The 21,204-nt window shown below is 72.2% G+C and carries 19 protein-coding genes and 3 pseudogenes; 11 read left to right on the top strand and 11 right to left on the bottom strand.

Features of this window, described 5'->3' with window-relative positions; genetic code table 11:
• Positions 1-3: 3 nt before the first annotated feature.
• Entirely contained in the window at positions 4-474 is a 471-nt protein-coding gene (locus ACSUPV_RS35775) for a MarR family winged helix-turn-helix transcriptional regulator (RefSeq protein ID WP_436949303.1), read from the bottom strand.
• Between the two features lie 27 nt (positions 475-501).
• On the bottom strand, positions 502-1,968 hold the full coding sequence (locus ACSUPV_RS35770; protein WP_436949301.1) for a GH1 family beta-glucosidase: 1,467 nt from the start codon (positions 1,966-1,968) through the stop codon (positions 502-504).
• A 97-nt stretch (positions 1,969-2,065) separates the two neighbouring features.
• On the opposite strand from ACSUPV_RS35770, the gene ACSUPV_RS35765 reads away from it, so the two are divergent.
• Positions 2,066-3,625: a glycoside hydrolase family 43 protein gene (locus ACSUPV_RS35765; protein WP_436949299.1), complete on the top strand. Its 1,560-nt coding sequence runs from the start codon at positions 2,066-2,068 to the stop codon at positions 3,623-3,625.
• 58 nt (positions 3,626-3,683) lie between these two features.
• Here ACSUPV_RS35765 and ACSUPV_RS35760 read toward each other — a convergent pair whose 3' ends face one another.
• The 4 genes from ACSUPV_RS35760 to ACSUPV_RS35745 form a co-directional block, all read right to left on the bottom strand.
• Positions 3,684-4,700, bottom strand: a complete 1,017-nt coding sequence (locus ACSUPV_RS35760) for a LacI family DNA-binding transcriptional regulator (protein ID WP_031117284.1) — start codon at positions 4,698-4,700, stop codon at positions 3,684-3,686.
• A gap of 495 nt (positions 4,701-5,195) precedes the next feature.
• Positions 5,196-5,909, bottom strand: coding sequence for a DUF3618 domain-containing protein (locus ACSUPV_RS35755; RefSeq protein ID WP_436949296.1), 714 nt, complete (start codon positions 5,907-5,909; stop codon positions 5,196-5,198).
• Positions 5,885-6,316 carry a phage holin family protein gene (locus ACSUPV_RS35750; RefSeq protein ID WP_436949294.1) on the bottom strand — a complete coding sequence of 144 codons (432 nt, stop codon included), beginning with the start codon at positions 6,314-6,316 and terminating at the stop codon, positions 5,885-5,887. Before ACSUPV_RS35750 ends, ACSUPV_RS35755 begins: the two co-directional genes overlap by 25 nt.
• A 1-nt stretch (position 6,317) precedes the next feature.
• Positions 6,318-6,932, bottom strand: a complete 615-nt coding sequence (locus ACSUPV_RS35745; protein WP_436949292.1) for a hypothetical protein — start codon at positions 6,930-6,932, stop codon at positions 6,318-6,320.
• A gap of 148 nt (positions 6,933-7,080) precedes the next feature.
• Between ACSUPV_RS35745 and ACSUPV_RS35740 the strand changes: the two are divergent.
• Positions 7,081-7,252 (top strand): annotated as a pseudogene (locus ACSUPV_RS35740) (ribonuclease BN); the annotation flags it as partial.
• Here the strand turns inward: ACSUPV_RS35740 and ACSUPV_RS35735 are convergent.
• Positions 7,249-7,421: pseudogene (locus ACSUPV_RS35735) on the bottom strand (IS5/IS1182 family transposase); the annotation flags it as partial. The pseudogenes ACSUPV_RS35740 and ACSUPV_RS35735 overlap by 4 nt on opposite strands.
• Positions 7,422-7,459: 38 nt before the next feature.
• On the opposite strand from ACSUPV_RS35735, the gene ACSUPV_RS35730 reads away from it, so the two are divergent.
• From ACSUPV_RS35730 to ACSUPV_RS35705, 6 genes are all read left to right on the top strand, one after another.
• Complete coding sequence (locus ACSUPV_RS35730) at positions 7,460-8,371, top strand: LysR family transcriptional regulator (RefSeq protein WP_436949290.1); 912 nt, start codon at positions 7,460-7,462, stop codon at positions 8,369-8,371.
• A gap of 138 nt (positions 8,372-8,509) precedes the next feature.
• On the top strand, positions 8,510-9,679 hold the full coding sequence (locus ACSUPV_RS35725) for a CaiB/BaiF CoA transferase family protein (protein ID WP_436949288.1): 1,170 nt from the start codon (positions 8,510-8,512) through the stop codon (positions 9,677-9,679).
• Between the two features lie 19 nt (positions 9,680-9,698).
• Complete coding sequence (locus ACSUPV_RS35720; RefSeq protein WP_031117288.1) at positions 9,699-10,475, top strand: crotonase/enoyl-CoA hydratase family protein; 777 nt, start codon at positions 9,699-9,701, stop codon at positions 10,473-10,475.
• Between the two features lie 7 nt (positions 10,476-10,482).
• A complete protein-coding gene (locus tag ACSUPV_RS35715) occupies positions 10,483-11,226 on the top strand; it encodes an acetoacetate decarboxylase (protein ID WP_436949285.1) in 744 nt (247 codons plus the stop codon).
• Positions 11,226-12,179 carry a 3-hydroxyacyl-CoA dehydrogenase NAD-binding domain-containing protein gene (locus ACSUPV_RS35710; RefSeq protein WP_436949284.1) on the top strand — a complete coding sequence of 318 codons (954 nt, stop codon included), beginning with the start codon at positions 11,226-11,228 and terminating at the stop codon, positions 12,177-12,179. Before ACSUPV_RS35715 ends, ACSUPV_RS35710 begins: the two co-directional genes overlap by 1 nt.
• Before the next feature lies 1 nt (position 12,180).
• A complete protein-coding gene (locus tag ACSUPV_RS35705; RefSeq protein WP_436949282.1) occupies positions 12,181-13,386 on the top strand; it encodes an acyl-CoA dehydrogenase family protein in 1,206 nt (401 codons plus the stop codon).
• 88 nt (positions 13,387-13,474) lie between these two features.
• On the opposite strand, the gene ACSUPV_RS35700 is transcribed toward ACSUPV_RS35705, so the two are convergent.
• Positions 13,475-14,233 (bottom strand): LLM class flavin-dependent oxidoreductase, encoded by a 759-nt coding sequence (locus ACSUPV_RS35700; protein WP_436949280.1) that lies wholly within the window; start codon positions 14,231-14,233, stop codon positions 13,475-13,477.
• A gap of 375 nt (positions 14,234-14,608) precedes the next feature.
• Here ACSUPV_RS35700 and ACSUPV_RS35695 point away from each other — a divergent pair, with 375 nt between their 5' ends.
• The gene (locus tag ACSUPV_RS35695; protein WP_382611992.1) at positions 14,609-15,370 is read left to right on the top strand and encodes a hypothetical protein; all 762 of its coding nucleotides are present in this window, start codon (positions 14,609-14,611) and stop codon (positions 15,368-15,370) included.
• 173 nt (positions 15,371-15,543) lie between these two features.
• Here the strand turns inward: ACSUPV_RS35695 and ACSUPV_RS35690 are convergent, their stop codons facing one another.
• Positions 15,544-17,055, bottom strand: coding sequence for an MFS transporter (locus ACSUPV_RS35690; protein WP_382611989.1), 1,512 nt, complete (start codon positions 17,053-17,055; stop codon positions 15,544-15,546).
• Between the two features lie 216 nt (positions 17,056-17,271).
• Here ACSUPV_RS35690 and proP point away from each other — a divergent pair, with 216 nt between their 5' ends.
• Both proP and ACSUPV_RS35680 read left to right on the top strand, forming a co-directional pair.
• Positions 17,272-18,768, top strand: a complete 1,497-nt coding sequence (proP, locus tag ACSUPV_RS35685; RefSeq protein ID WP_436949277.1) for a glycine betaine/L-proline transporter ProP — start codon at positions 17,272-17,274, stop codon at positions 18,766-18,768.
• Positions 18,769-18,914: 146 nt separating this feature from the next.
• Complete coding sequence (locus ACSUPV_RS35680; RefSeq protein WP_382611984.1) at positions 18,915-19,427, top strand: helix-turn-helix domain-containing protein; 513 nt, start codon at positions 18,915-18,917, stop codon at positions 19,425-19,427.
• A 169-nt stretch (positions 19,428-19,596) separates the two neighbouring features.
• Here ACSUPV_RS35680 and ACSUPV_RS35675 read toward each other — a convergent pair whose 3' ends face one another.
• Both ACSUPV_RS35675 and ACSUPV_RS35670 read right to left on the bottom strand, forming a co-directional pair.
• Complete coding sequence (locus ACSUPV_RS35675; protein WP_031114864.1) at positions 19,597-20,259, bottom strand: DUF5701 family protein; 663 nt, start codon at positions 20,257-20,259, stop codon at positions 19,597-19,599.
• 32 nt (positions 20,260-20,291) lie between these two features.
• Positions 20,292-21,195: pseudogene (locus ACSUPV_RS35670) on the bottom strand (helix-turn-helix domain-containing protein).
• Positions 21,196-21,204 lie beyond the last annotated feature (9 nt).

Below are 21,204 nucleotides of genomic sequence, written 5' to 3'. Positions count from 1 at the left end.
GGCTCACCCGGTCGAGTCCTCGTCCAGCTTGCTGACGACCCGTTCGGAGATCTCCGCCAGGACGCGCAGTTCGGCCGGGGTGACGTGGTCCATGAACAGTTCGCGCACGGCCTCGACATGGCGCGGCGCGGCGGCCTCGATCGCCGCGCGCCCCGCCTCCGTGATCACGACGAACGCGCCGCGCCCGTCCTCCGGGCACTCCTCCCGGACCACCATGCCCCGCCCTGCCATCCGCGCGATGTGGTGGGACATCCGGCTCTTCTCCCACTCCAGCGCCCGGGCCAGGTCCTGGTAGCGCTGACGTCCGTCCGGGGTGTCGGTCAGATGGACCAGCACCGCGAAGTCCGCGGGCGAGAGCTTCGACTCGGACTGCAGCCGGCGCCCCAGACGCCCCCCGAGCCGCTCCTGCAGCCTGATGAAGCCCCGCCACGCGCGCTGCTCCTCGGGCGTCAGCCATCGCACCGTCTCGTCCATGGAAAAAGTGTAAACATAGTTGACGCTTCATCGAAGCGTCGGCGGGCCGGCCGGCTCGGCGGGCGGCGGGATGCTGCCCGTCAGGGCCAGCTCCCGGTACCACAGCGCGCTGTCCTTCGGCGTGCGGCGCTGGGTCTCGTAGTCGACGTGGACGATGCCGAAGCGCTTGGCGTACCCGTAGCCCCATTCGAAGTTGTCCATCAGCGACCACACGAAGTACCCGCGCAGGTCGACGCCGGCGGCGAGGGCCCGGTGGGCGGCGAGGAGGTGGCGGCGGAGGTAGTCGATGCGCTCGGGGTCGTGGACGGCGTGCGTGCCGTCGGGGCGGACGGAGAGGTGGTCGTCGAAGGCCGCTCCGTTCTCGGTGATGACCAGGGGCTGGCCGGGGAACTGCCGGTGGAGGTCGAGGAGGAGTTCTTCGAGTCCGTCGGGGTCGATGTTCCAGCCCATGGCGGTGTGCGGGCCCGGCTGTTCGAGGAACTCGACGTGGGGCGAGCCGGGCCAGGGCGAGCCGCCCACGTCCTTGTGCCCGTCGTGGTTCTGGCGCGGGGTCGTGCCGTCCCAGAGGCGGACAGCGGTGGTGGCGTAGTAGTTGACGCCGAGCAGGTCCAGGGGCTGGTGGATCCGGGCGACGTCGCCGTCCTGGACGAACGCCCAGTCGGTGACGGCGGCGGTGTCCTCGATGAGGTCCTGCGGGTAGCGGCCGCGCAGCAGGGGTTCGGTGAAGGCGCGGTTGGCCAGCGCGTCGATGCGCCGCACGGCCTCCTCGGCGCCGTGGCCCCTGCCCCTGAGAACATGGAAGTTGAGGGTGATGGAGTACTGCGGGTCGTTGGTGGTGACCGCCCTGAGCTGCTCGACCGCCAGGCCGTGGGCGAGGTTGAGGTGGTGCACCGCCGTCAGCGCCGCGGCGCCGTCGGTGCGGCCGGGGGCATGGGCGCCGGATCCGTAGCCGAGATAGGCGGAGCACCACGGCTCGTTGAGGGTGGTCCAGACGGCGACGCGGTCGCCGAGGGCCTCGCCGACGACACGGGCGTAGTCGGCGAAGGCGAAGGCGGTGGCGCGGTTCGTCCAGCCGCCCTCGTCTTCGAGTGCCTGGGGCAGGTCCCAGTGGTAGAGGGTGGCCACGGGGGTGATGCCGCGGTCGAGCAGGCCGTCGACCAGGCGGCCGTAGAAGTCCAGGCCCTTGGGGTTGGCCGGGCCGCGGCCGGTGGGCTGGACGCGCGGCCAGGCGATCGAGAACCGGTACGCCCGCAGGCCCAGCGAGGCCATGAGGTCGAGGTCCTCCTCCAGGCGGTGGTAGTGGTCGGCGGCGACGTCCCCGGTGTCGCCGTTCCAGGTCCGGCCCGGGGTGCGGGAGAACGTGTCCCAGATGGAGGGGCCGCGGCCGTCGTCGTCGGCGGCGCCCTCGATCTGGTAGGCGGCGGTCGCGGAACCGAGGACGAAGTCCGCGGGGAAGGTCATGGGCTCGGTGGGTTCCTTCCGGGCTTTCGGCATGGAACCACGGTGATGTTAACGTTAACAAGGTGTCAAGGCCCCGTCCCGACGAATCCGCTCCCGTCCCATACCCCGCCCCGTCCCGGAGTGCGTCCCTGTGCCGACCTTCGTCAACCCCGTTCTCACCGGCAGTCATCCGGACCCGTCGATCTGCCGGGCCGGGGAGGACTTCTACCTGGTCACGTCGTCGTTCGCGTACTTTCCCGGGATCCCGGTCTGCCACAGTCGCGACCTGGTGAACTGGAGACCGCTCGGGCATGTGGTGCACCGGTCGCCCCGGGTCCCGCTCGCCGGGCTGGACGTCTCCGACGGCCTGTGGGCCGCCACCATCCGGCACCACCGGGGCACCTTCTACGTGGTCGCGACCCTGGCGAGGGGCCGTCAGGGGAGTGTGACGTTCCTGTGCACCGCCTCGGACCCCGCCGGGCCCTGGTCGGAGCCGATCGTGCTGGAGGCCGAGGGCATCGACCCGTCGCTCTTCTTCGACGACGACGGGCGCTGCTGGTTCACCGCCTGCCGCGATGCGGTCGAGCCGGACGCGGGCGGCCCCGGGGAGCTGTGGATGCGCGAACTCGACCTCGACGCCCTGGCGTTGACCGGCCCGACGCATGTCCTGTGGCACGGCGCGATGCGCGGCGCCTGGGTGGAGGCGCCGCACGTGTACAAGCGGGACGGCGTGTACCACCTGATCGCCGCGGAGGGCGGCACCGAGCACCATCACGCCGTGACCGCGGCCCGCTCCGACACCGTCACGGGCCCCTACGCCACCGACCCGAGAAGCCCGCTGCTCACCCACCGCCACCGCGGTGCGGCGGAACCGGTGCACAACGTCGGACACGTCGACCTCGTCGACACCCCCGCCGGGGAGACCTGGGCCGTCGCCCTGGGCGTGCGCCCGATCGACGGCACGCACACGCTGGGCCGCGAGGTGTTCCTGGTGCCCGTCGAGTGGACTGCCCGGGGTCCCGTCTTCGCGCCGGACACCGGCCGGGTGATGCTGTCGGAACGGCTGCCCGCGGGAACGACGGCGGCATCCGTGCGGCCGGCCCCTCCGGGACCGGTGCGGTACGGGTTCCGCGGCCCGCTCGGCCCGGAGTGGAGCAGCCTGCGCGGACCGGTGGACGACCTCGTCTCGCCTTCTCCCGATGGCGGCCTGACCATCCGTCTCTCCCCCGAACCGCTCACCTCGACCGGCACTCCGGCGTTCCTCGCACGCCGCCAGCAGCACCTGCGCATGCGTGCCGCCGCCCGTGTCCGCTGCACCGCCGCCGCGCCCACGCAGGAAGCGGGGCTGGCCGTCTTCCAGAACCAGGACCAGCACGCCACGCTGGGCCTCACGGTCGACGCCTCCGGAACGCCGCAGGTCGTGCTCACGGCCCGCGAGGCAGGCGCCGCGACCCGCCTCGCGGCGGTCGCCGTCGCGGACAGCGAGGTCGTCCTCGCCGTCGACAGCGACGAGTCCGGCTACACCTTCCACGTCGAGGACGACGGCACCCGGACGACCCTGGGAAGCATCGAACGGCCCTTCTTCAGCACGGAACGAGCCGGCGGATTCGTCGGCGTCCACATCGGCCTGTACGGCACCGGCGACGCCGGGAGCGACGCGGCCGAGGCGCACGTGCACTGGTTCGAGTACGCCGGCCTTGACCGGCCATGACAAAGGGGCGGCGCCGGGTGCTCCTCGCCGGGCCGGTGAGGGTTCCCGTCCGCAGGTGTCAGGAAGCCGCCCGGGGCACGGCGGTGCTGCGCCGTACGACGAGTTCCGGTGCGAGCTTCTGGCGGCACGCCTGCTCCCCGCCCAGCATCCGGACCAGCAACTCGATGGCGCTGCTGCCGAGATGGACGAAGTCCTGGCGGACCGTGGTCAGGGCGGGCACGAGGTAGTCGGCGCCCTTCATGTCGTCGAACCCGACGAGTGACACGTCCTGCGGCACCCTCACGCCCCGTTCGGCGAAGGCCGCCAGCACCCCCATCGCCATCTGGTCGTTCCCCGCGAAGACCGCGGTGGGCAGGCCGGTGTCGTCCGCGCAGAGCCGGTGGGCGAGGCGGTATCCGCTCTCCGCGCTGAAGTCGCCTTCCAGTTCGGCTCCCTCCGCTCCGGCGGTGGCGAGTTCGGCGCGCCAGCCCTCGACGCGGGCCCGGGCGTCGAAGGTCCGCAGGGCTCCCGTCAGATGGGCGATGTGCCGGTGCCCGAGGCCGAGCAGATGACGTACCGCCAGCCGGGCGCCGAGTTCCTGGTCGACCTGGACGAAGCTCAGGTCGGGGTGGGGCGCGCTGCCCGACATCACCACCGCCACCGGCACCCCGAAGGCGAGGCCGGACAGGGCCTCCACGGCGACGGGCCGGTCGGTGACGACGGCGATCGCCTCCACCGACTGGTCGGTGAGCCGCCGCAGGGTCTCCACGAGGTCACCGGTGGTGCTCTCGCCCTGCCGGCTCGCCAGGCTCACCCAGTAACCGGCCTGCTTGGCGGCCGTCTCCACGCCCAGCAGGATGCGGGGCAGCTCGAACAGGTCCGAGCCGACGATCACCACGCCGATCGTCGAGGAGCGGCGGCTCTTGAGGGCCCTGGCCACGCTGTTGCGGCGATAGCCCAGCTTGTCGATCGCGGCCTCGACGCGGGCCCGGGTCTCCGGCCGTACCGACGGGTGGCCGTTGACGACGCGGGAGACGGTGATGTGCGAGACGCCGGCCTCCCGTGCCACGTCCATCATTCCTGGTGGCCGGTTCATTCCACTCGTTCCTCTGCTTCGACCCGGCACGCGGCCCCGCCCCTGCGCCGATACTGTCACAGGCCTCGCGGCCGTGGTCCGGGCGCCGCCCGCACAGCGCGCCCGAACCCTTCCGCGGCACGCCTTGTACACCGTTTCTGATGGCGCGATCCGCATCGCCCGCAAGGGCATCGAGTCGTCCCCGGGGCCGGATGCCGACGCCTGCACCGCCACTACGAGAGCAAGGCCGAGCACTTCCTGGCCTTCGTCGGCATAGCCGCAGCCCTCATCAGCTACCGCCGACTCACCAACTGAAACAACGTCTTAGGCGCCCCCGTACGCGCCTGTTCACCGCGACTGGGGGCGGGGCTGGCTCCTGCACTCGCGGCAAGGGCCAGCAGCAGGGCGATCAGACCAGTGGTGAGGTTGCTGACGATGGTTCCTGTGGTATCGACATTGCCTGCCACCACCCATGGCGCAACGACCGTCCACGAGGGGAGGCCGCGAGGCCCAGGGTCAGGCAGGGCCCGAACTCTGCCCGCGGGTTTCGTCGGCCACCTGCTGCCCGGACTCGCGGGCCTGCTCTGAGACCTGGCCTGCCTTGTCGCGGGCCTCCTCCTTGGTGGTCTTCGCGGCCTGGGCGGCGGTGTCCTTCACCTCCTGGGCTGCCTGCTGGGCGGCCTCGGTGGCGTCCTGCTCCAGCTGCTGCGCGGACTCGACGGCTGCCTCCTTGACCGGTTCGAGCTTTTCGCCGGCCTGCTCGGTGATCCGGGAGGCTGACTGTTCCTCGGCCTCGGACATCGGCAGGAGAGAGGCGGCCAGCAGTCCGGCGCCGAAGGCGATCAGCCCGGCCGCCAGCGGGTTGCCCTGCGTCTGCCGCACCGCCTGCTCCGGAGCCCGGCTCACCGCCTCACGGGCCTGTCCGGCCACCTCACCGACCTGACCGGCGGCCTGCCCGGCCGTCTGTCGCACCGTGTCCGCGGCCCCGCCGGTGCCTTCCTTCACCGATTCCGTGGCCTGCGCCGTACGGTCGCGCGCCGTCCCCGCCGATTCGGCGACGGTGCCCATGACGCGGTCACGAAGCCCCGACACCGCGCCTCGCATCCGCCGGGTGCGGCGGCGCACCATCTGCCGGGGGCGGGCGCGGTCGGCCAGCCGGTTGACGTTCTCCGACAGGCGTTCCCGGGTGGTGTCGATCTCGGACCTTATTTGGTCGGGTGCCGTGCCCATTGCGCGTCCTCCTTCAGGGTTTGCACGGTCTGTTCCGGCTTGGGGGACACCTCCCGCATTCGGGAGCGGCCCATGACGTACAGCACGACCGCGATGACCGCCCACACGGCGGCGACGATCAGTGCCGCCCAGCCGGCGTCCATCACGTTGGCCAGGCCGAAAACGGCCGCGAGCGACAGGAAGAGCGCCACCATGTATCCGCCGAAGCCGGCACCCCCGTACATCCCGGCGGCCTTGCCCGCCTTGGCGCCCTCCTCGCGGATCTCCGTCTTCGCCAGCTCCACCTCCTGGCGGAACAGGGTCTGCAGATCCGACGTCACCGCCGACAGCAACTCGCCCGCCGAGCGGTCTTGATCCGCCTCCGGCTGCCCACCGGCTCCCGGCGACTGCGGATAGATCGACGACATCTCACACCCCCGGATGAGCCGGATAACCGGACAGCTCCGGCGGTGACACCGGCGTGCCCGTGGGCAGCGTGCTGCTCTCCTCGCGCTCCAGCCCCTGTCGCCGAACGTCCGGATGCGGAGCCGACGGGGCCTGCGCGGCCTTGGTGCCGGCCTTGGCCAGGCGGCCCACCACCAGACCGGCCAGCACCGCCCCGCCCAAGAACGCCCCCGGCCGACGGCGCGCGAAGTTCTGCAGGTCGCCTACCAGGCCCTCCGCGCCGTTCTTGTCCAGGTAGTCCGCCGCGCGGTGGCCCTGATCGGCTGCCTGGGACGCCAGGCTCCTGGCGGGCGAATCACCCGAGGCGTTCTCCGCCATCCCCGCGAGGTCATCCGCCCACTGCCGCACCGTCCCGGCCAGCCGTTCCACCTGTCCCTGGCTCTCCCCGACCACGCGCTGCCTCAGGTCGCGTACCGCACTGCCTGCCTGCGCACGTGCTTCGCCCGCGACGGCCTTTGCCTGCTCGGCAGCAGTCCCGGCGACCTCGCCGGCCGCCTGCCCGGTCTGCGCCGCCACAGCCGACGTCTGTTCCTTCGCCTTCTGCCCCGTCTGCTGAACGCGACCGGCATCTTCACTCATGAGCCATTCCTCCTTCGGTGCTCCGAGGCGGCCGACGGAGTCGGCGCCTCCGGATTCGCGACCATGAGCGAGTACCCCACATATCCACACAGAACAGCCAAATCGGGCGCGATCTGCTCATGGCTTCGGAAGGCCGGCGTGTGGTCGATCGAGGTGGCCGGTGCTCGTCGCTCTGGTCACGATCATGATTGCGATCTTGTACTGGGCCACGCCGAACGCGAAGCTCCGCGGCTTCCGCTGGACACGCCGGGTAGCTTCCTGGCGCTGCTGTGATCACCTCCGCCGGGTTCGCGTTCTTCGGGGCCGGCTTCGCCTCCTACAAGCTGATGAGGGCTGCGGCTATGCCGACGAAGGCCAGGAAGTGTTCGGCCTTGCGCTCGTAGTGGCGGTGCAGGCGTCGGCATCCGGCCAGCCAGAGACCGTTCTCTCGACAACCCAGCGGTGTCGGCCGAGCCCCGTGGACGACTCGATACCCTTGCGGGCGATGCGGATCACGCCATCAGAAACGGTGACTTAGGGTGGGCGCCGTGGAGCTTCTACACCTGCGTTATTTCGTCGCCGTCGCCCAGGAACTGAACTTCTCCACCGCGGCCCGCAAACTGCACATGGCGGCGTCCCCGCTGAGCCGGCGGATCAAGGACCTCGAGAACGAACTCGGTCACCGGCTGTTCGACCGCGACACCCATCACGTGCGGCTCACCCCGGCCGGCGGTGCGCTGCTGCCGATCGCGCGCGGCGTCCTGGACGAGGTCGACTCCATCCGGTGGCGGCTGGACGAGACGGCCCGGCCGCGGCGGACGACGGTGCTGCTCGGCATTCCGGGCGGCATCCACCCGGATCTGCGCGAGCGGATCGACGCCCTCGCCGAGCGGGTGCGCGACCGGTTCGAGATCAAGCGCTGGCCGGGCGCCAGCGAGCGTCTGGTGGAAGCGGTGTGCGACGGCAGACTGGGGCTGACCCTGGCCCGGCTCCCGGTCGGCGGCGACCCGGCGCTGGAGCAGCTGCCGGTGATGTCGGAGCGGCTCGGCGCGGTCGTCCCCGGGGACCGGTTCGCCGAGCGGGAGTCGGTCGCCCTGGCCGAGTTGACCGATCTCGCCTACGCGGGTTCTCCCGCCGCCGCGACCACCGCTTATTTCCGCGGACTCGACCAGCAGCTGTCCGATCTCGGCATCAAAAAACGCATCAGACTGAGCAGCGTCACTTTCGATGGAGTTTCCGAAATAGTCTCCAGCGGTCTGGCTTTCTCTGTTTCCATGCTGGACCCGAGAAGTCCCATGCAGAATTACCGCCTGGAGAATGTGGCCGTGCTTCCGTTCTCCGATTTCGACCCCCGCCTCGACACCGGGCTGCTGTGGCGGAAGGACCGTGCCGACGCCGGTGACCTGGAGGAAGTCGCCGCCGTCGCCCGTGAGGTCTTCGCCGAGCCGCTCCAGATCTGACCCCGACAGCGCTCGACAAAGCGGTATGACCTCTGCGGTCATACCGCTTTTCGCATCATGGTCATTCCGTCTCCAACCTCCCCTTGTTAATTTAGTTGGCAGATACACACATCTGGCGAATCGGGAGTGAGCAAAACGATGACGGATATGACGAACACCATCGCCGGTCCCCTGGACGGTGTGCGGGTGATCGACCTCTCGACCGTCGTGATGGGCCCCTACGCGGCACAGATCCTCGGTGATCTGGGCGCCGACGTGATCAAGATCGAGTCGCCCTCCGACACCGTCCGGGTGGGCCACTACCGCACCACGCCGGGCATGACCCCGCTGAACCTCAACGTCAACCGCAACAAGCGCAGCGTCGCCCTCGACCTCAAGGACGACACCGACCGCGAGCGGGCGCTGCGGCTGATCGACACCGCCGACGTGCTGATCACCAACATGCGGCCCGGCGCCCTGCACCGCCTGGGCCTGTCCTACGACGACATCGCCGAGCGCAGCCCCGGGCTCGTCTACGCGCACGCCCAGGGCTTCCGCGGCGACTCGGACCGGGCCGGCAACGCCGCGTACGACGAGACCGTGCAGGCCGCGTCCGGGCTGGTGGACATCGCCGACCGGGCGCTGGGCGAGCCCGTGTACCTGCCGACCATCATCGGCGACAAGGTCTCCTCGCTGACCATCGCCTACAGCGTGCTCGCCGCCCTGCTGCACCGGAACAGGACCGGCCAGGGACAGCTCGTCGAGATCCCGATGACCGACACGCTGATCGCGTTCAACCTGGTCGAGCACCTCGCGGGCCACACGCACGTGCCCGAGACGGGTCCCACCGGGTTCCCGCTGTCGATGCTCAAGGGCCACAAGGCCGTGCGCACCAAGGACGGCCTGGCCTGCGTCATTCCCTACAACCCGCGCAACTACCGCGACTTCTTCACGGCCGCCGGACGCCCGGACCTCGCCGAGGACCCGCGGGTGAACGCGGACGCCGTCGACAGCGCCGACCACGAGGACCTGGCCGCGCTCGTCGAGGCCTGCGCCCCCGCGCTGACCACCGAGGAGTGGGCGGAGGTGTGCGCCAAGCACAGCATCCCGATGGCCCCGGCGCTGGAACTCGACCGCGCCCACGAGGACCCGTACGTCCGCGACGGGCACCTGCTCGACACGGTCGAGCACCCGACCGAGGGCACCGTCCGCACCATCGGCATCCCGCTGCGCTTCTCCGCCACCCCCGGCTCGATCCGCCGTCTGGCCCCGGTCGCCGGCCAGGACACCGAGGACGTCCTCGCCGAACTCGACGCCGCCGCCCGCTGACCACCACAGGAGGACCACCATGAACAACCCGGAAACCCCGGTGGTACGCACCGAACGGATCGGCTCCACCCTGCTGATCAGCCTGAACCGCCCCGAGGCCCGCAACGCCGTGAACGCCGCGGTCGCCACCGCCCTGGCCGGCGCACTCGACGCACTGGAGGCCGACCCCGCCCTGCGGGCCGGCGTCCTGACCGGCGAGGGCGGCACGTTCAGCGCCGGCATGGACCTCAAGGCGGCGCTGCGCGGCGAGTCACCCGAGATCGAGGGCCGCGGCTTCGGCGGCCTGACCGAGGCCGAGCCGGCCAAGCCGCTGATCGCCGCCGTGGAGGGCCACGCCATGGGCGGCGGCTTCGAACTGGCCCTGGCCTGCGACCTGATCGTCGCGGCCGAGGACGCCCGGTTCGGTCTGCCCGAGGTCAGGCGCGGGCTGATCGCCGCGGGCGGTGGCGTGGTCCGGCTGCCCAAGCGGATCCCGCACCACCTGGCCATGGAGCTCCTGCTCACCGGCGAGCCCGTCGACGGTCGCCGCGCCGGCGAACTGGGCCTGGCCAACCGGGTCACCGTCACCGGCCGGGCCGCCGAGGAGGCTCTCCGCCTGGCCGAACGGCTCGCGGAGAACGCCCCGCTCGCGCTGGCGGCCGTCAAGCGGGTCGCCCGCGCCGCCGACGGTGCGCCCGAGGCCGCCGCCTTCGCCTTCCAACGCGAGGAGACGCGCGGCCTGATGGCCTCGGCCGACGTCCGCGAGGGCATGACCGCCTTCACCGAGCGCCGCCCGGCGCGGTGGACGGGACGGTGAGGCCGGCATGAGGGCCGAGGACGTACGACAGCGCCTCACCACCCCGCTCACCAGCCCGGCGTACGCGCCGACCGTCCCGCGGTTCACCGACCGCGAGTACCTCAACGTCGTCTACCGCACCGACCCCGACGCGCTGCGGGCCGTCGTCCCCGAACCGCTGCGGATCGACGAGCCGCTGGTCCGGTTCGAGGTCATGAAGATGGGCGACGTCAGCGGCTACGGCCCCTACACCGAGGCCGGGCAGGCGATCCCCGTCCGCTTCGAGGGCGAGCAGGGCGAGTACCTGCACGCGATGTACCTCGACAACTTCCCGGCCACGGCCTCCGGCCGCGAGGTCTCCGCCTACCCGAAGGTCATCGGCTCGCCGTCGCTGTACGTCGACTCCGGCGCGCTCGTCGGCACCCTCGACCAGGGCACCCTGCGGGTCGCCACCGCGACCATGGGCTACAAGCACCACGAGCTGGACCGGCGCGAGGCCGAGGCGCAGATCACCGTACCGACGTTCATGCTCAAGACGGTCCCCGGCTACGACGGACCGCCACGCGTGCAGGAGCTCGTCCGCACCCGCATCGCCGACGTCACCGTCAAGGGGGCCTGGACCGGACCCGCGCGCCTCCAGCTGTTCCAGCACGTGCTGGCCCCGCTGGCCGACCTGCCGGTGCTGGAGGTCGTCTCCGCGAGCCACATCCTCACCGACCTGACGCTGGCGGGCGTCGAGCCGGTCCACGACTACCTGAAGGGAGCCGCCTGATGTCCCGCACCTTCCGTACGGCGGCCGTGATCGGCGCCGGAACCATCGGACTCTCCTGGACGGCGCTGTTCGCCGCGCACGGGCTGATCGTCCGGGTGAGCGACCCGCGCGAGGACCTCGCCGAGGCCGTCGCGGACGCCCTGGACCGGTACGGCCCGCACCTGGCCGCCCGCGGCGTGGACGTGACCGGCCTCGCCGACCGGGTGCGCCTCGCACGCGGTGTCGCCGAGGCGGTGCGGGGCGCGGACGTCGTCCAGGAGAACGGCCCCGAGCGGGTCGCCTTCAAGCGGGAGCTGTTCGCCACCCTCGCCCGCGAGGCGCCCGGGCACGCGCTGCTGCTCAGCTCCTCGTCGGCGATCCCGTCGACCGCGTTCGCCGGGGAGCTGGCGGACGCCGACGCCGCACGCGTCCTCGTCGGCCACCCCTTCAACCCGCCGCACCTGGTCCCGCTGGTCGAGGTCGTCCCCGGCGAGCGCACCGGCGAGGACGCCGTACGGGCCGCCGTCGACTTCTACACCTCGGTCGGCCGCACCCCCGTCGTCGAGCGCAAGGAGATCCCCGGCTTCGTCGGCAACCGCCTGCAGAACGCGCTCAGCCGCGAGGCGGCCCACCTCGTCGAGCAGGGCGTGGTGACCCCCGGGGACCTCGACAAGGTCGTGACGAACTCACTGGGGCTGCGCTGGGCCACGGTCGGGCCGTTCCTCGGCGCTCACCTGGGCGGCGGACCCGGCGGCTACCGGCACCTCGTCGAGCACATCGGCGCCTCGATGCGGAGCCTCACGGACGGCCCGGCGCCGGACGCCGACGCGCGGGAACGGCTCATCGCGGCCGTGGAGCAGGCCTACGGCTCCGCCCCGTACGCGGAGCTCGCCGAGACGCGCGACCGCAGGCAACTGGCGGTCCTGGACGCCCTGTCCGGCACCACCGGCACGACCACGAAGGAGGAGAACTGAGATGACCACCCCGACCGTCACCCCCCTCACCGACGAACTCACCGCGGACTTCTACCACTACGAGTCGCTGCTCCCGGACGAGGAACGCAAGATCCTCCTCAAGGCCCGCGCCCTCCTGCGCGACCAGGTCAAGCCGCTGGTCAACGACCACTGGGCCAAGGGCGAGTTCCCGAAGCAGCTCATCACCCTGTTCCGCGACAGCGGCCTGGCCGGACTGCCCTACGAGGGCTACGGCGAGCACCGCCCCGCCGTCAGCAACCTGCTGAGCGGCCTGCTCGCCCTGGAGATGACCCGCACCGACGCCTCCGTGTCGACCTTCTTCGGCGTCCACAACGGCCTGGCGATGTACTCGATCCACTCCGGCGGCGACCAGGAGCAGCGCGACCGCTGGCTCCCGGCGATGGCCGCGATGGACAGGATCGGCGCCTTCGCGATGACCGAGCCCCTCGGCGGTTCCGACGTCGCCGGCGGCATGCGCACCACCGCGCGCCGCGAGGGCGACACCTGGGTGCTGAACGGCGCCAAGAAGTGGATCGGCAACGCCACCTTCGCCGACCTCGTCGTGGTCTGGGCCCGGGACGTCGACGACAACCACGTCAAGGGCTTCGTCGTGGAGCAGGGCACGCCCGGCTTCGACCCCGTGAAGATCGAGCAGAAGCTCGCGTTCCGGATCGTCGAGAACGCCGAGATCACCCTGACGGACGTGCGGGTGCCGGAGTCCGACCGGCTGCAGAACATCGACTCCTTCCGGGACGTCGCCGAGATCCTGCGCGCCACGCGCGGCGGGGTGGCCTGGCAGGCGCTGGGCGTGATGGTCGGCGCCTACGAACTGGCCCTGGACTACGCCCGGGAGCGCCGCCAGTTCGGCCGGCCGATCGGCGGTTTCCAGCTGGTGCAGGACCTGCTCGTGAAGAGCCTGGGCAACATCACCGCGTCCTGGGGGATGCTGGTGCAGCTGGCCCGGCTCCAGGACGCCGGCATCTTCCGCGACGAGCACTCCGCCCTGGCCAAGGCGTTCGTCACCTCCCGGATGCGGGAGGTCGTGGCGTGGAGCCGGGAGATCTTCGGCGGCAACGGCATCCTCCTGGACCACGACATCGCCCGGTTCTTCGCCGACGCCGAGGCCATCTACTCCTTCGAGGGCACCCGCGAGATGAACACCCTGATCGTCGGCAAGTCGATCACCGGCCAGAGCGCCTTCGTGTGATCCACCGGCCGTCGTACGGAACAACCCCAGGCCCGGAGCCTGGGGTTGTGTCCTGTTCGCCGGAGGGTCACGGTGGCCGAGCGGCCGGCTAGAGGACCGGCGGCCCCGCCTCGACGCGGCGCAGCACCGGCGGCAGGCGGTCCAGGTCGGGGCCGGTCTGGATCTGCCGCTCGTCCCACCAGGTGGCGCCGGCGTCGTGCAGCGGGCCGATCACGTCCCTGGCCCCGGCCGTGTCCGTGGGCGTGGCACCGCCGAGCACGAACTCGAAGGGGTGGTCGGCACCGGCCGTGCGGTGCTTGCGCACATAGGCGACCAGTTCCCGTACCTCGGCCGCGTCCGGCGCGTGCCCGTGCCGGGCCGTCTCGAACAGGGGTACCGCGCCGTCCCAGCGCGCTGCCCGCCGCATGGGCGGGCGCCGCGGCCAGAACCCGCCGATCCACACCGACGGGCCGGGCCGCTGCACGGTCGCGGGCAGCAGCGCCACGTCCCGGACCTCGTAGTGCCGGCCGTGATGGTCCACCGGTTCGCCGGTCCAGAAGCGCCTCAGCAGGTCCAGTCCCTCGTCCAGCCGCTCGGCCAGGACGCGGGGCTCGGCGGTGTCGCCGAAGCTGCGGTACTCGTCCTCGACGGGACCGCCGAGGCCGGCGGCGAAGACCACCCGGCCGCCGCTGAGCCGGTCCAGGGTGGCCACCTGGCGGGCCAGTTGCTGCGGACGGTAGCGGGGAACCGGCGTCAGCAGGGTGCCCAGCCGGATCCGTGAGGTCGCGAGCGCGGCGGCGGTCAGCAGCATCCAGGGGTCCGCGAAGGGACGCCCCTGGTGCTGCCGGTGCAGGACGTGGTCCCACACGAAGAGCCCGTCTCAGCCGGCCTGTTCGGCGGCGACCGCCACGGTCGCGACGTTGCGGGGGTCGGCGAAGTCACCGAAGTTGGGGATGTTGACGGAGAAACGCATACCGGCAGCATGTGCGATCGGCGCTACTCGGTGTACCGGTATCAACGGGGTAGCGTCCCGGGGCCCCTCTGCACGCGATCCACCGCGGCGGCGGTGGCCCGGGGCGCATTGCAGCAGCCGAGGGCACGGAGTCGCCCCACTCCCCCCGGCAGGCCCCCGGCTCGACGGACACGCCGACCGCTGGCACACTCTCCCGGTCGGAGGGCCGTCGGCCCTGGTGCGGTGAGGCGGGCTCCGTCCGCGGGGTTCGACCGAGGGGGGTGAGGCACGGTGAGGTCGTCGACGCGCGGAAGGCTGCGGTCCGTCGCCTGGCTGCTGTCCGGTGTCGTGCTTCTCGCCCTCGGGGTGGTGTCGACCCTCCAGGTCCGTGGCGCGCTGGAGCGGGAGCGGGAGTTCCGGTCCGCGCCGGCCTGTGCCTCGGTGCCGGTGCGGGCGTCGGGGTGCGTGTGGGAGCAGGACTTCACCGTGCGGACCGCCGACATGCACCGCGACGAGCGGCGCGAGCCGCCGGAGGCGGAGCTGGTGCCGCCGTCCGGCGAACCGTGGCACGTGACGTTCCGGAACACCGAGCCCGTACTGTCCGAGATGGAGCCGGACGAGAAGGTCGTCGGGCTGGTCTGGCACGGGCAGGTCGTCGAGGTCCGGGACGCCGAGGGACGGCGGCAGCCGACCTCCTCCGGCCCCGTGGGCTGGCCCGAGGACCGGCTGGGCGGCGCGCTCGCCTGCGTCTCGCTCGGGCTGCCGGCCCTGGTGGGAGGGGCGTGGGCCCTCCTCGCCCGGGGCAGCCGGCGTCACGCGGCAGCCGCGACCGTGGTGCGATGGCACGGCGTCGCCCTGGGCATCGCGGCGATCCTGACGCTCTGGGCGCAGTCGGCCAACGACTGGCCGCTCTGGGCGATACCGGCGATCTGGGGGCCGCTCGCCCTGCTCGGCCTGGCGTCCATGACGGCCTTCACCCTCGCCGCCCTCCGCGGCGAACTCGCGGACGACGCGGCCTCCGCCCCGCGGACACCTCAGCCGCAGACCGGCTGAGGGAGTGAGCCTGCCGTCCGTCCCTGCGGGCACCCCTCCGTCAGCCGCAGGCCGGTCGAAGGAGCCAGGTCTGCCGGGCGTGCACGGGGCACCTCAGCCGCAGACCGGTCGAGGGACTCAGGTCTGCCGTCCGTCCCTGCGGGCAGCCCTCGGCCGCAAGCCGGTCGAAGGAGTCAGGTCTGCCGGGCGTGCACGGGGCTGTGGGCGACGTCGTCCGGGCACTTCGGGTGCGGCTCCCCCGTCCGCCGGTCGCGCCTCCAGTCGTACGTCGCGAGGGCCAGGGACGCCGCCATGCCGACGAGGCCCGCGCCCATCGCGGCGACGAGGGCGCCCCGGTAGTCGTCGCTCCCGTCCAGCACCAGGTAGAAGAGCCCGGGCAGGGCGGCGGTGCCCACGGCGGCGCCGAGCCGCTGGCCGGTCTGCAGGGCCCCGCCCGCCGCCCCCGCCATGCGCACGGGAACGTCGCGCAGCGTCATGGTGATGTTGGGTGACACCACGCAGCCGCTGCCGACGCCACCGAGGAACAGCGCCGGGGCAGCGAGCCAGGGCGCGATGTCCAGGGGCGCGAAGCGGAGCAGCAGCGCGGCGCCGCCGAGGCCGATGATCACGGCCGTGAGCCCGCCCACGGTGAGCACGCGGCCGAGCCGGTCCACCAGCCGCCCGGACACCACGGCCGCGCACGCCGAGCCCAGGGCGAAGGGGGTCACGGCGAGGCCGGAGCGGAACGGGGAGAAGCCCAGGCCGCTCTGGTAGAAGAACGCGAAGACCAGCCAGATTCCGCTGAAGCCGATGAAGTAGAGCGTGCCGACACCGGCGCCGACGGCGTAGCCGCGCACGGTGGTGAACAGGCGGGGATCGAGCAGCGGCTGGGTGCCCCGGGCGACGAGGCGGTGCTGCCACCGGGTGAAGACGACGAGCAGCGCGATGCCGACGAGGAACAGCCACCACAGGCGCCCCAGGCCGCCGGCCTCGGCCAGGACCAGCGGGTACATGAGGGCGAGGACGCCGAGGCCGAGGAGCAGCACGCCGGGCAGGTCCACGTGTCCCCGGCCGGAGCGCGGGGTGCGGGGCAGCAGCCGGCGGCCGAGGAGGACGGCGAGGACGCCGATGGGGACGTTGACGTAGAAGATCCACCGCCAGCCCTGGGCACCGTCGGCCAGCGCGAGGATGGTGCCGCCGGTGAGGGGGCCCACGGCGGAGGAGATGCCGACGGTGGCGCCGAAGAAGCCGAAGGCGCGACCGCGTTCGGCGCCGCGGAACATCTGCTGGATGAGCGCGGAGTTCTGGGGGGCCATGAAACCGGCCGCCAGCCCCTGGGCGAGGCGGGCCGCCACCAGCAGGGTGATGGTCGGAGCCGCTCCGCAGGCCGCGCTGAACAGGACGAAGCCGCTGAGGGCCAGCAGGAAGATGCGGCGTCGGTCCAGCGCGTCGCCGAGGCGCCCGGCGGTGACGAGCGCGAGGGCGAAGGCCAGGGCGTATCCGGACACCACCCACTGCACCTGTGCGGCGGAGGCGTGCAGCTCACGCTGGACGGTGGGCAGGGCCACCGCCACGATCGACACGTCCAGCAGGCTCATGAAGCCGGCCACCAGGGTGACCCACAGGGCCCGCCAGCGACGCGGGTCCGGCGCGCCACCGGCCGCCCGCGCGCCCTGGTCCCGCCCTCCCGGCGCTGATGCGGTCACATGGGCTCCTCTCACCAGCCGCACTCGGGCGAACCAAGTTCCCCCGCCGGAGGCCGGCACACACCGGCCGGGCCGGACGGGACCCGGCTCTCACCCTGGGCACCCGTGCACTACTCGGCGTGATCGACCGGACGCCGCGCGAAGGGGTTCGTTTGAGCGCGCGAGAACTGTGCAGGCGATGTGCTTGGAAAGACGACCGGCGAAAGGAACGACGCGATGGCGGCGCCCGACAACGACGAGTCGGTGAATCCCGCGGCTGTGAGACGACACCGGTTGCTGTTCCGGGCGATCGAGAAGCGACGCCACCCGAAGCTGCGCCGCAGCGACATCACCGTGACCGACGAGGCGGCGGTCAAGCGCGCCACCAAGGCCGCCGCCCTCGGCAACGCGATGGAGTGGTACGACTTCGGCATCTACAGCTATCTGGCCTCGACCATCGGGAAGGTCTTCTTCCCCTCGGGGAACGACACCGCCCAGCTGCTGAGCTCCTTCGCGACGTTCGCGGTGGCCTTCCTGGTCCGCCCCCTCGGCGGCATGGTCTTCGGGCCGCTCGGCGACAAGGTCGGCCGCAAGCGCATCCTCTCCCTCACCATGATCATGATGGCCGTGGGGACCTTCGCCATCGGGCTCGTCCCCTCGCACGCCGTCATCGGTCTCTGGGCCCCGGCCCTGCTGATCTTCTTCCGGCTGGTGCAGGGCTTCTCGACCGGCGGGGAGTACGGGGGTGCTTCGACCTTCATCGCGGAGTACGCGCCCGACAAGCGGCGCGGCTTCTTCGGCTCCTTCCTGGAGCTGGGCACCCTCGCGGGCTACGTCGGGGCGTCCGGCCTCGTCGTCGTCCTGCAGAGCGTGCTCAGTGACGACCAGATGCTGGCGTGGGGCTGGCGCGTGCCCTTCCTGATCGCGGCACCGCTCGGCTTCATCGGCCTCTACCTGCGGCTGAAGCTGGACGAGACGCCGGCCTTCCAGAAGCTGGAGGGCGGTCAGGTGAAGGCGAGCGAGGCCGCGGAGGCCGTGGAGACCTCGGCCGCCGCCGACCTCGGCAAGATCTTCACGCGCTACTGGCGGCCGCTGCTGCTGTGCCTCGCGCTCGTCGCGGCGTACAACATCACCGACTACATGCTGCTCTCGTACATGCCGACGTACCTGTCCGACGAACTGGGCTACGGGACCAACCACGGGCTGCTGATCCTGCTCATCGTGATGGTCCTGCAGATGTGCCTCATCAACCAGGTCGGGCGGCTCTCGGACCGCTACGGGCGCCGGCCGCTGCTGATGACGGGGATGCTGGGCTTCCTCTTCCTCTCCCTGCCGTCCTTCCTGCTCATCCGGCAGGGCAGCGTCGTCCTCATCGCGCTGGGGCTGCTGCTGATGGGGCTGTCGTTGGTGACGATGCTCGGCACGATGTCGGCGGCGCTCCCGGCGATCTTTCCCACCCATGTCCGCTACGGGGCCCTGTCGGTCGCCTACAACCTGGCGACCTCGGTCTTCGGCGGTACGACGCCCCTGGTGATCACCGCCCTGATCAGCGCCTTCGACTCGACCCTCATGCCGGCCTACTACGCCACGGCCGCCGCGGCCGTCGGTGTGATCGCGGTCCTGTGCATGCGGGAGACCGCCAACAAGCCCCTGGCGGGCTCCCCGCCGTCCGTCGAGACGGAGGCGGAGGCCGAGGAACTCGTCCAGTCCCAGTCCCCGCGCCCCAGGTTCTGAGTCACCGGGCTCATCCACATCCTGACGGCCGGGGCCGGGCTCATCCGGCCGGGGCGGCCGCGTGGATCCGGCTGTCGTCCTGGACCACCTCCCGCGGCTGTCCCGAGCGGGCGGAGGGCACCGGCGGCCGGACGTGTCATCACGCGGTGGAGACCAGGGTGGGGATCGCGGCGCCGTTCGGCCGGCTGCTGCGCGAGTTACGGCAGAGCCGTCGGCTGACGATCGAGGAACTGGCCGAGGCGTCGGGGGTCTCGGGGCGCGCCATCGGCGACATGGAGCGGGGCCGGAGCCGGCGTCCGCACCGGGGCACGATCACGGCGCTCGCCCAGGGTCTGGAGCTGGACGAGGCGACCCACGCGCGGCTCCTGGCCGCCGCCCGCGCCGCCCGTCCCGGCGCGCGGCCCGCCGAGTCCGGGAGGGCCTCGCCCCACACGCTGCCGAGGGGCGTGCGTGACTTCGTCGGCCGGCGGGGGGAACTGACCGTGCTGCGCGCCCTCGCGCGGGAGGCCGCCGAGGGCGGCGGGATAGCGCCGCCGGCGGTGGCGGGAGGCGGCCGACGCCCTGCTCACCATCCGCGGGCAGTTCGAGGCCCGCGGATGGCACGCGCAGGCGGGCAAGGTCCACCTCCATCCGGCCCACGCGCTCGCCCGCCTCGGTGAGCCGGCCGAGGCCGCCGTCGAGTACCGCGCCGTGCTCGCGCTGGAAGACGGCGTCCCCGCGGACGTGCACGACGGCGCCCCTGCGGGCCTCGCCGCCCTGACCGAGGGCCGGTCGGCACCGGCCCTGCGGTTCACGCGGTGACGCGGCCCGGAGGGCCGGTACCCCGGGCTAGTGCGCGCGGCTCGTGGCGGAGGCGAAGCCCAGCCAGGTGTGCCGGTTGTTCCACCAGCACCAGCCGACCTTCGGGGCGTTGCGGCGCTCACGGCCGTCCCGCCCGGTGCCGTTGCTGATCCAGATCGCCGGGGTGCGGGCGTCCAGGGTGCCGTCGGCCTTGCGCAACCGGGAGCCGATGGTCATGAAGCAGTGGTTGCGCTCCAGGGCCTCGGGCTGCTGGAGCACCCAGTGGATGCCCTCGGTGAGCACCAGCGGCGTGCGCTCCTGCTCCGTGAGGGCGGGCAGCGCCTCGTCCGGCGACCAGTTGCCCATGTGGTCGCCGCGGTCGACGCCCGTGACGAGGTAGAGCGGGGCGTCGGGCAGGTCGAGCGCGCACGGGGTGAACGCGTCGACGTCGGGCATGTCGACGACGACGAATCCGGGCTTGCCGTCGCGGCGGAGCAGCGGTGCGAGGGCGGAGGCCGGGGCTCTGTCCGGGTGCACCGCCAGCAGGGCGTCGTCTGCGTCGGCCTCGGCGGCGAACGTACGGATCTCCTCGGCGGACAGCCCGGCGATCTCGTGCACCCCCAGCTCGATCAGCCGCTCGGCCTGCGCGCTCAGGGCCGGGAGTGCGGGGAGGGCGGTGGAGGTGGAAGTGGCGGGCGAGGTGTCGGGCACGTTGCTCCCTCGGGTCGACGGCGTAGGCGAACTCATGGGCAACGAGCCGCCCTTCCGGGACGTTCCCGCCCTGCCGTCTCCTGGTGCGCTTCGCCGCACAGGCCGTGCCGCCGCCACTCGCGGGGGGGCATTCCGTAGGCCGCGCGGAAGGCACGGCTGAAGTGGCTGGGGCTCACGAACCCCCAGCGCCGGGCGACGGTCGCGACCGCGTGCCCGGGCGACCGCAGGAGATCCCGGCGGCACCGCTCCAGCCGCTGCGTCCGGATCCACTCCCCGACCGTGACGCCCTCCTGCTCGAACAGCTTGTGCGGGTAGCGGACCGACATGAAGTGCGCGGCGGCGATCCCGGCCGGGGACATGTCGGGGTCGCAGAGGTGGCGGCGGATGTGGTCCTGGACGCGCACGAGGGTGGCCGCGGCGGTCTCCGGGGCCTGGGAGACGAAGCGGCCGCGTCGCTCGTCGATGAGCGGGGCCAGCAGGTCGAGCGCGGTGGCGGCGAACTGGCGGCCCACCGAGGCGTCGAAGCCCGCCGCTTCACGGGCCAGGCGCGCGAAGTAGGTCGCGACTTCTTGCGGAAAGGTCGGGAGGAGTCGGAGAGGGAGAAGTCGCCCGGCTCGAGTGGGCCTCCCTGCCGTCCTGCTCCTTGATGGCGCTGCCCCGCCGCTGAAGGGTGAGGGTGAGGATCTCCTTGCCGTCCCGGGCGATCAGCCGCCGGCTGCGCGTCACGACCTGCGGGCCCGCCTCGACGTGCGAGACCCGTAAGGAGCCCAGCCGGCCGCTGACGATCCTCCCGGGCGACGGATCGTCCTCGAGGAGTCGTACGTCCAGCGGTACGAAGGCGCGTGACACCGCGTCGTGCCAGCGCTCCGTGCGGTCGGTCGCCGGCAGTGACGCGGTGGAAAGGACGACGGACACCTGGTTCCCCCTGGGCGGCATCGAAAGGCC

Source organism: Streptomyces sp. SudanB52_2052 (assembly GCF_964272415.1).
GTDB lineage: Bacteria > Actinomycetota > Actinomycetes > Streptomycetales > Streptomycetaceae > Streptomyces > Streptomyces olindensis.
This window is presented reverse-complemented; position numbering and strand designations above follow the sequence as displayed.

What these genes read in the sequence shown, in the direction of transcription:
- ACSUPV_RS35775 (WP_436949303.1), bottom strand. Translation starts at nt 474, where the DNA reads ATGGACGAGACGGTGCGATGGCTGACGCCCGAGGAGCAGCGCGCGTGG.
- ACSUPV_RS35770 (WP_436949301.1), bottom strand. Translation starts at nt 1,968, where the DNA reads ATGCCGAAAGCCCGGAAGGAACCCACCGAGCCCATGACCTTCCCCGCG.
- ACSUPV_RS35760 (WP_031117284.1), bottom strand. Translation starts at nt 4,700, where the DNA reads ATGAACCGGCCACCAGGAATGATGGACGTGGCACGGGAGGCCGGCGTC.
- ACSUPV_RS35755 (WP_436949296.1), bottom strand. Translation starts at nt 5,909, where the DNA reads ATGGGCACGGCACCCGACCAAATAAGGTCCGAGATCGACACCACCCGG.
- ACSUPV_RS35750 (WP_436949294.1), bottom strand. Translation starts at nt 6,316, where the DNA reads ATGTCGTCGATCTATCCGCAGTCGCCGGGAGCCGGTGGGCAGCCGGAG.
- ACSUPV_RS35745 (WP_436949292.1), bottom strand. Translation starts at nt 6,932, where the DNA reads ATGAGTGAAGATGCCGGTCGCGTTCAGCAGACGGGGCAGAAGGCGAAG.
- ACSUPV_RS35725 (WP_436949288.1), top strand. Translation starts at nt 8,510, where the DNA reads ATGACGGATATGACGAACACCATCGCCGGTCCCCTGGACGGTGTGCGG.
- ACSUPV_RS35720 (WP_031117288.1), top strand. Translation starts at nt 9,699, where the DNA reads ATGAACAACCCGGAAACCCCGGTGGTACGCACCGAACGGATCGGCTCC.
- ACSUPV_RS35715 (WP_436949285.1), top strand. Translation starts at nt 10,483, where the DNA reads ATGAGGGCCGAGGACGTACGACAGCGCCTCACCACCCCGCTCACCAGC.
- ACSUPV_RS35710 (WP_436949284.1), top strand. Translation starts at nt 11,226, where the DNA reads ATGTCCCGCACCTTCCGTACGGCGGCCGTGATCGGCGCCGGAACCATC.
- ACSUPV_RS35705 (WP_436949282.1), top strand. Translation starts at nt 12,181, where the DNA reads ATGACCACCCCGACCGTCACCCCCCTCACCGACGAACTCACCGCGGAC.
- proP (WP_436949277.1), top strand. Translation starts at nt 17,272, where the DNA reads ATGGCGGCGCCCGACAACGACGAGTCGGTGAATCCCGCGGCTGTGAGA.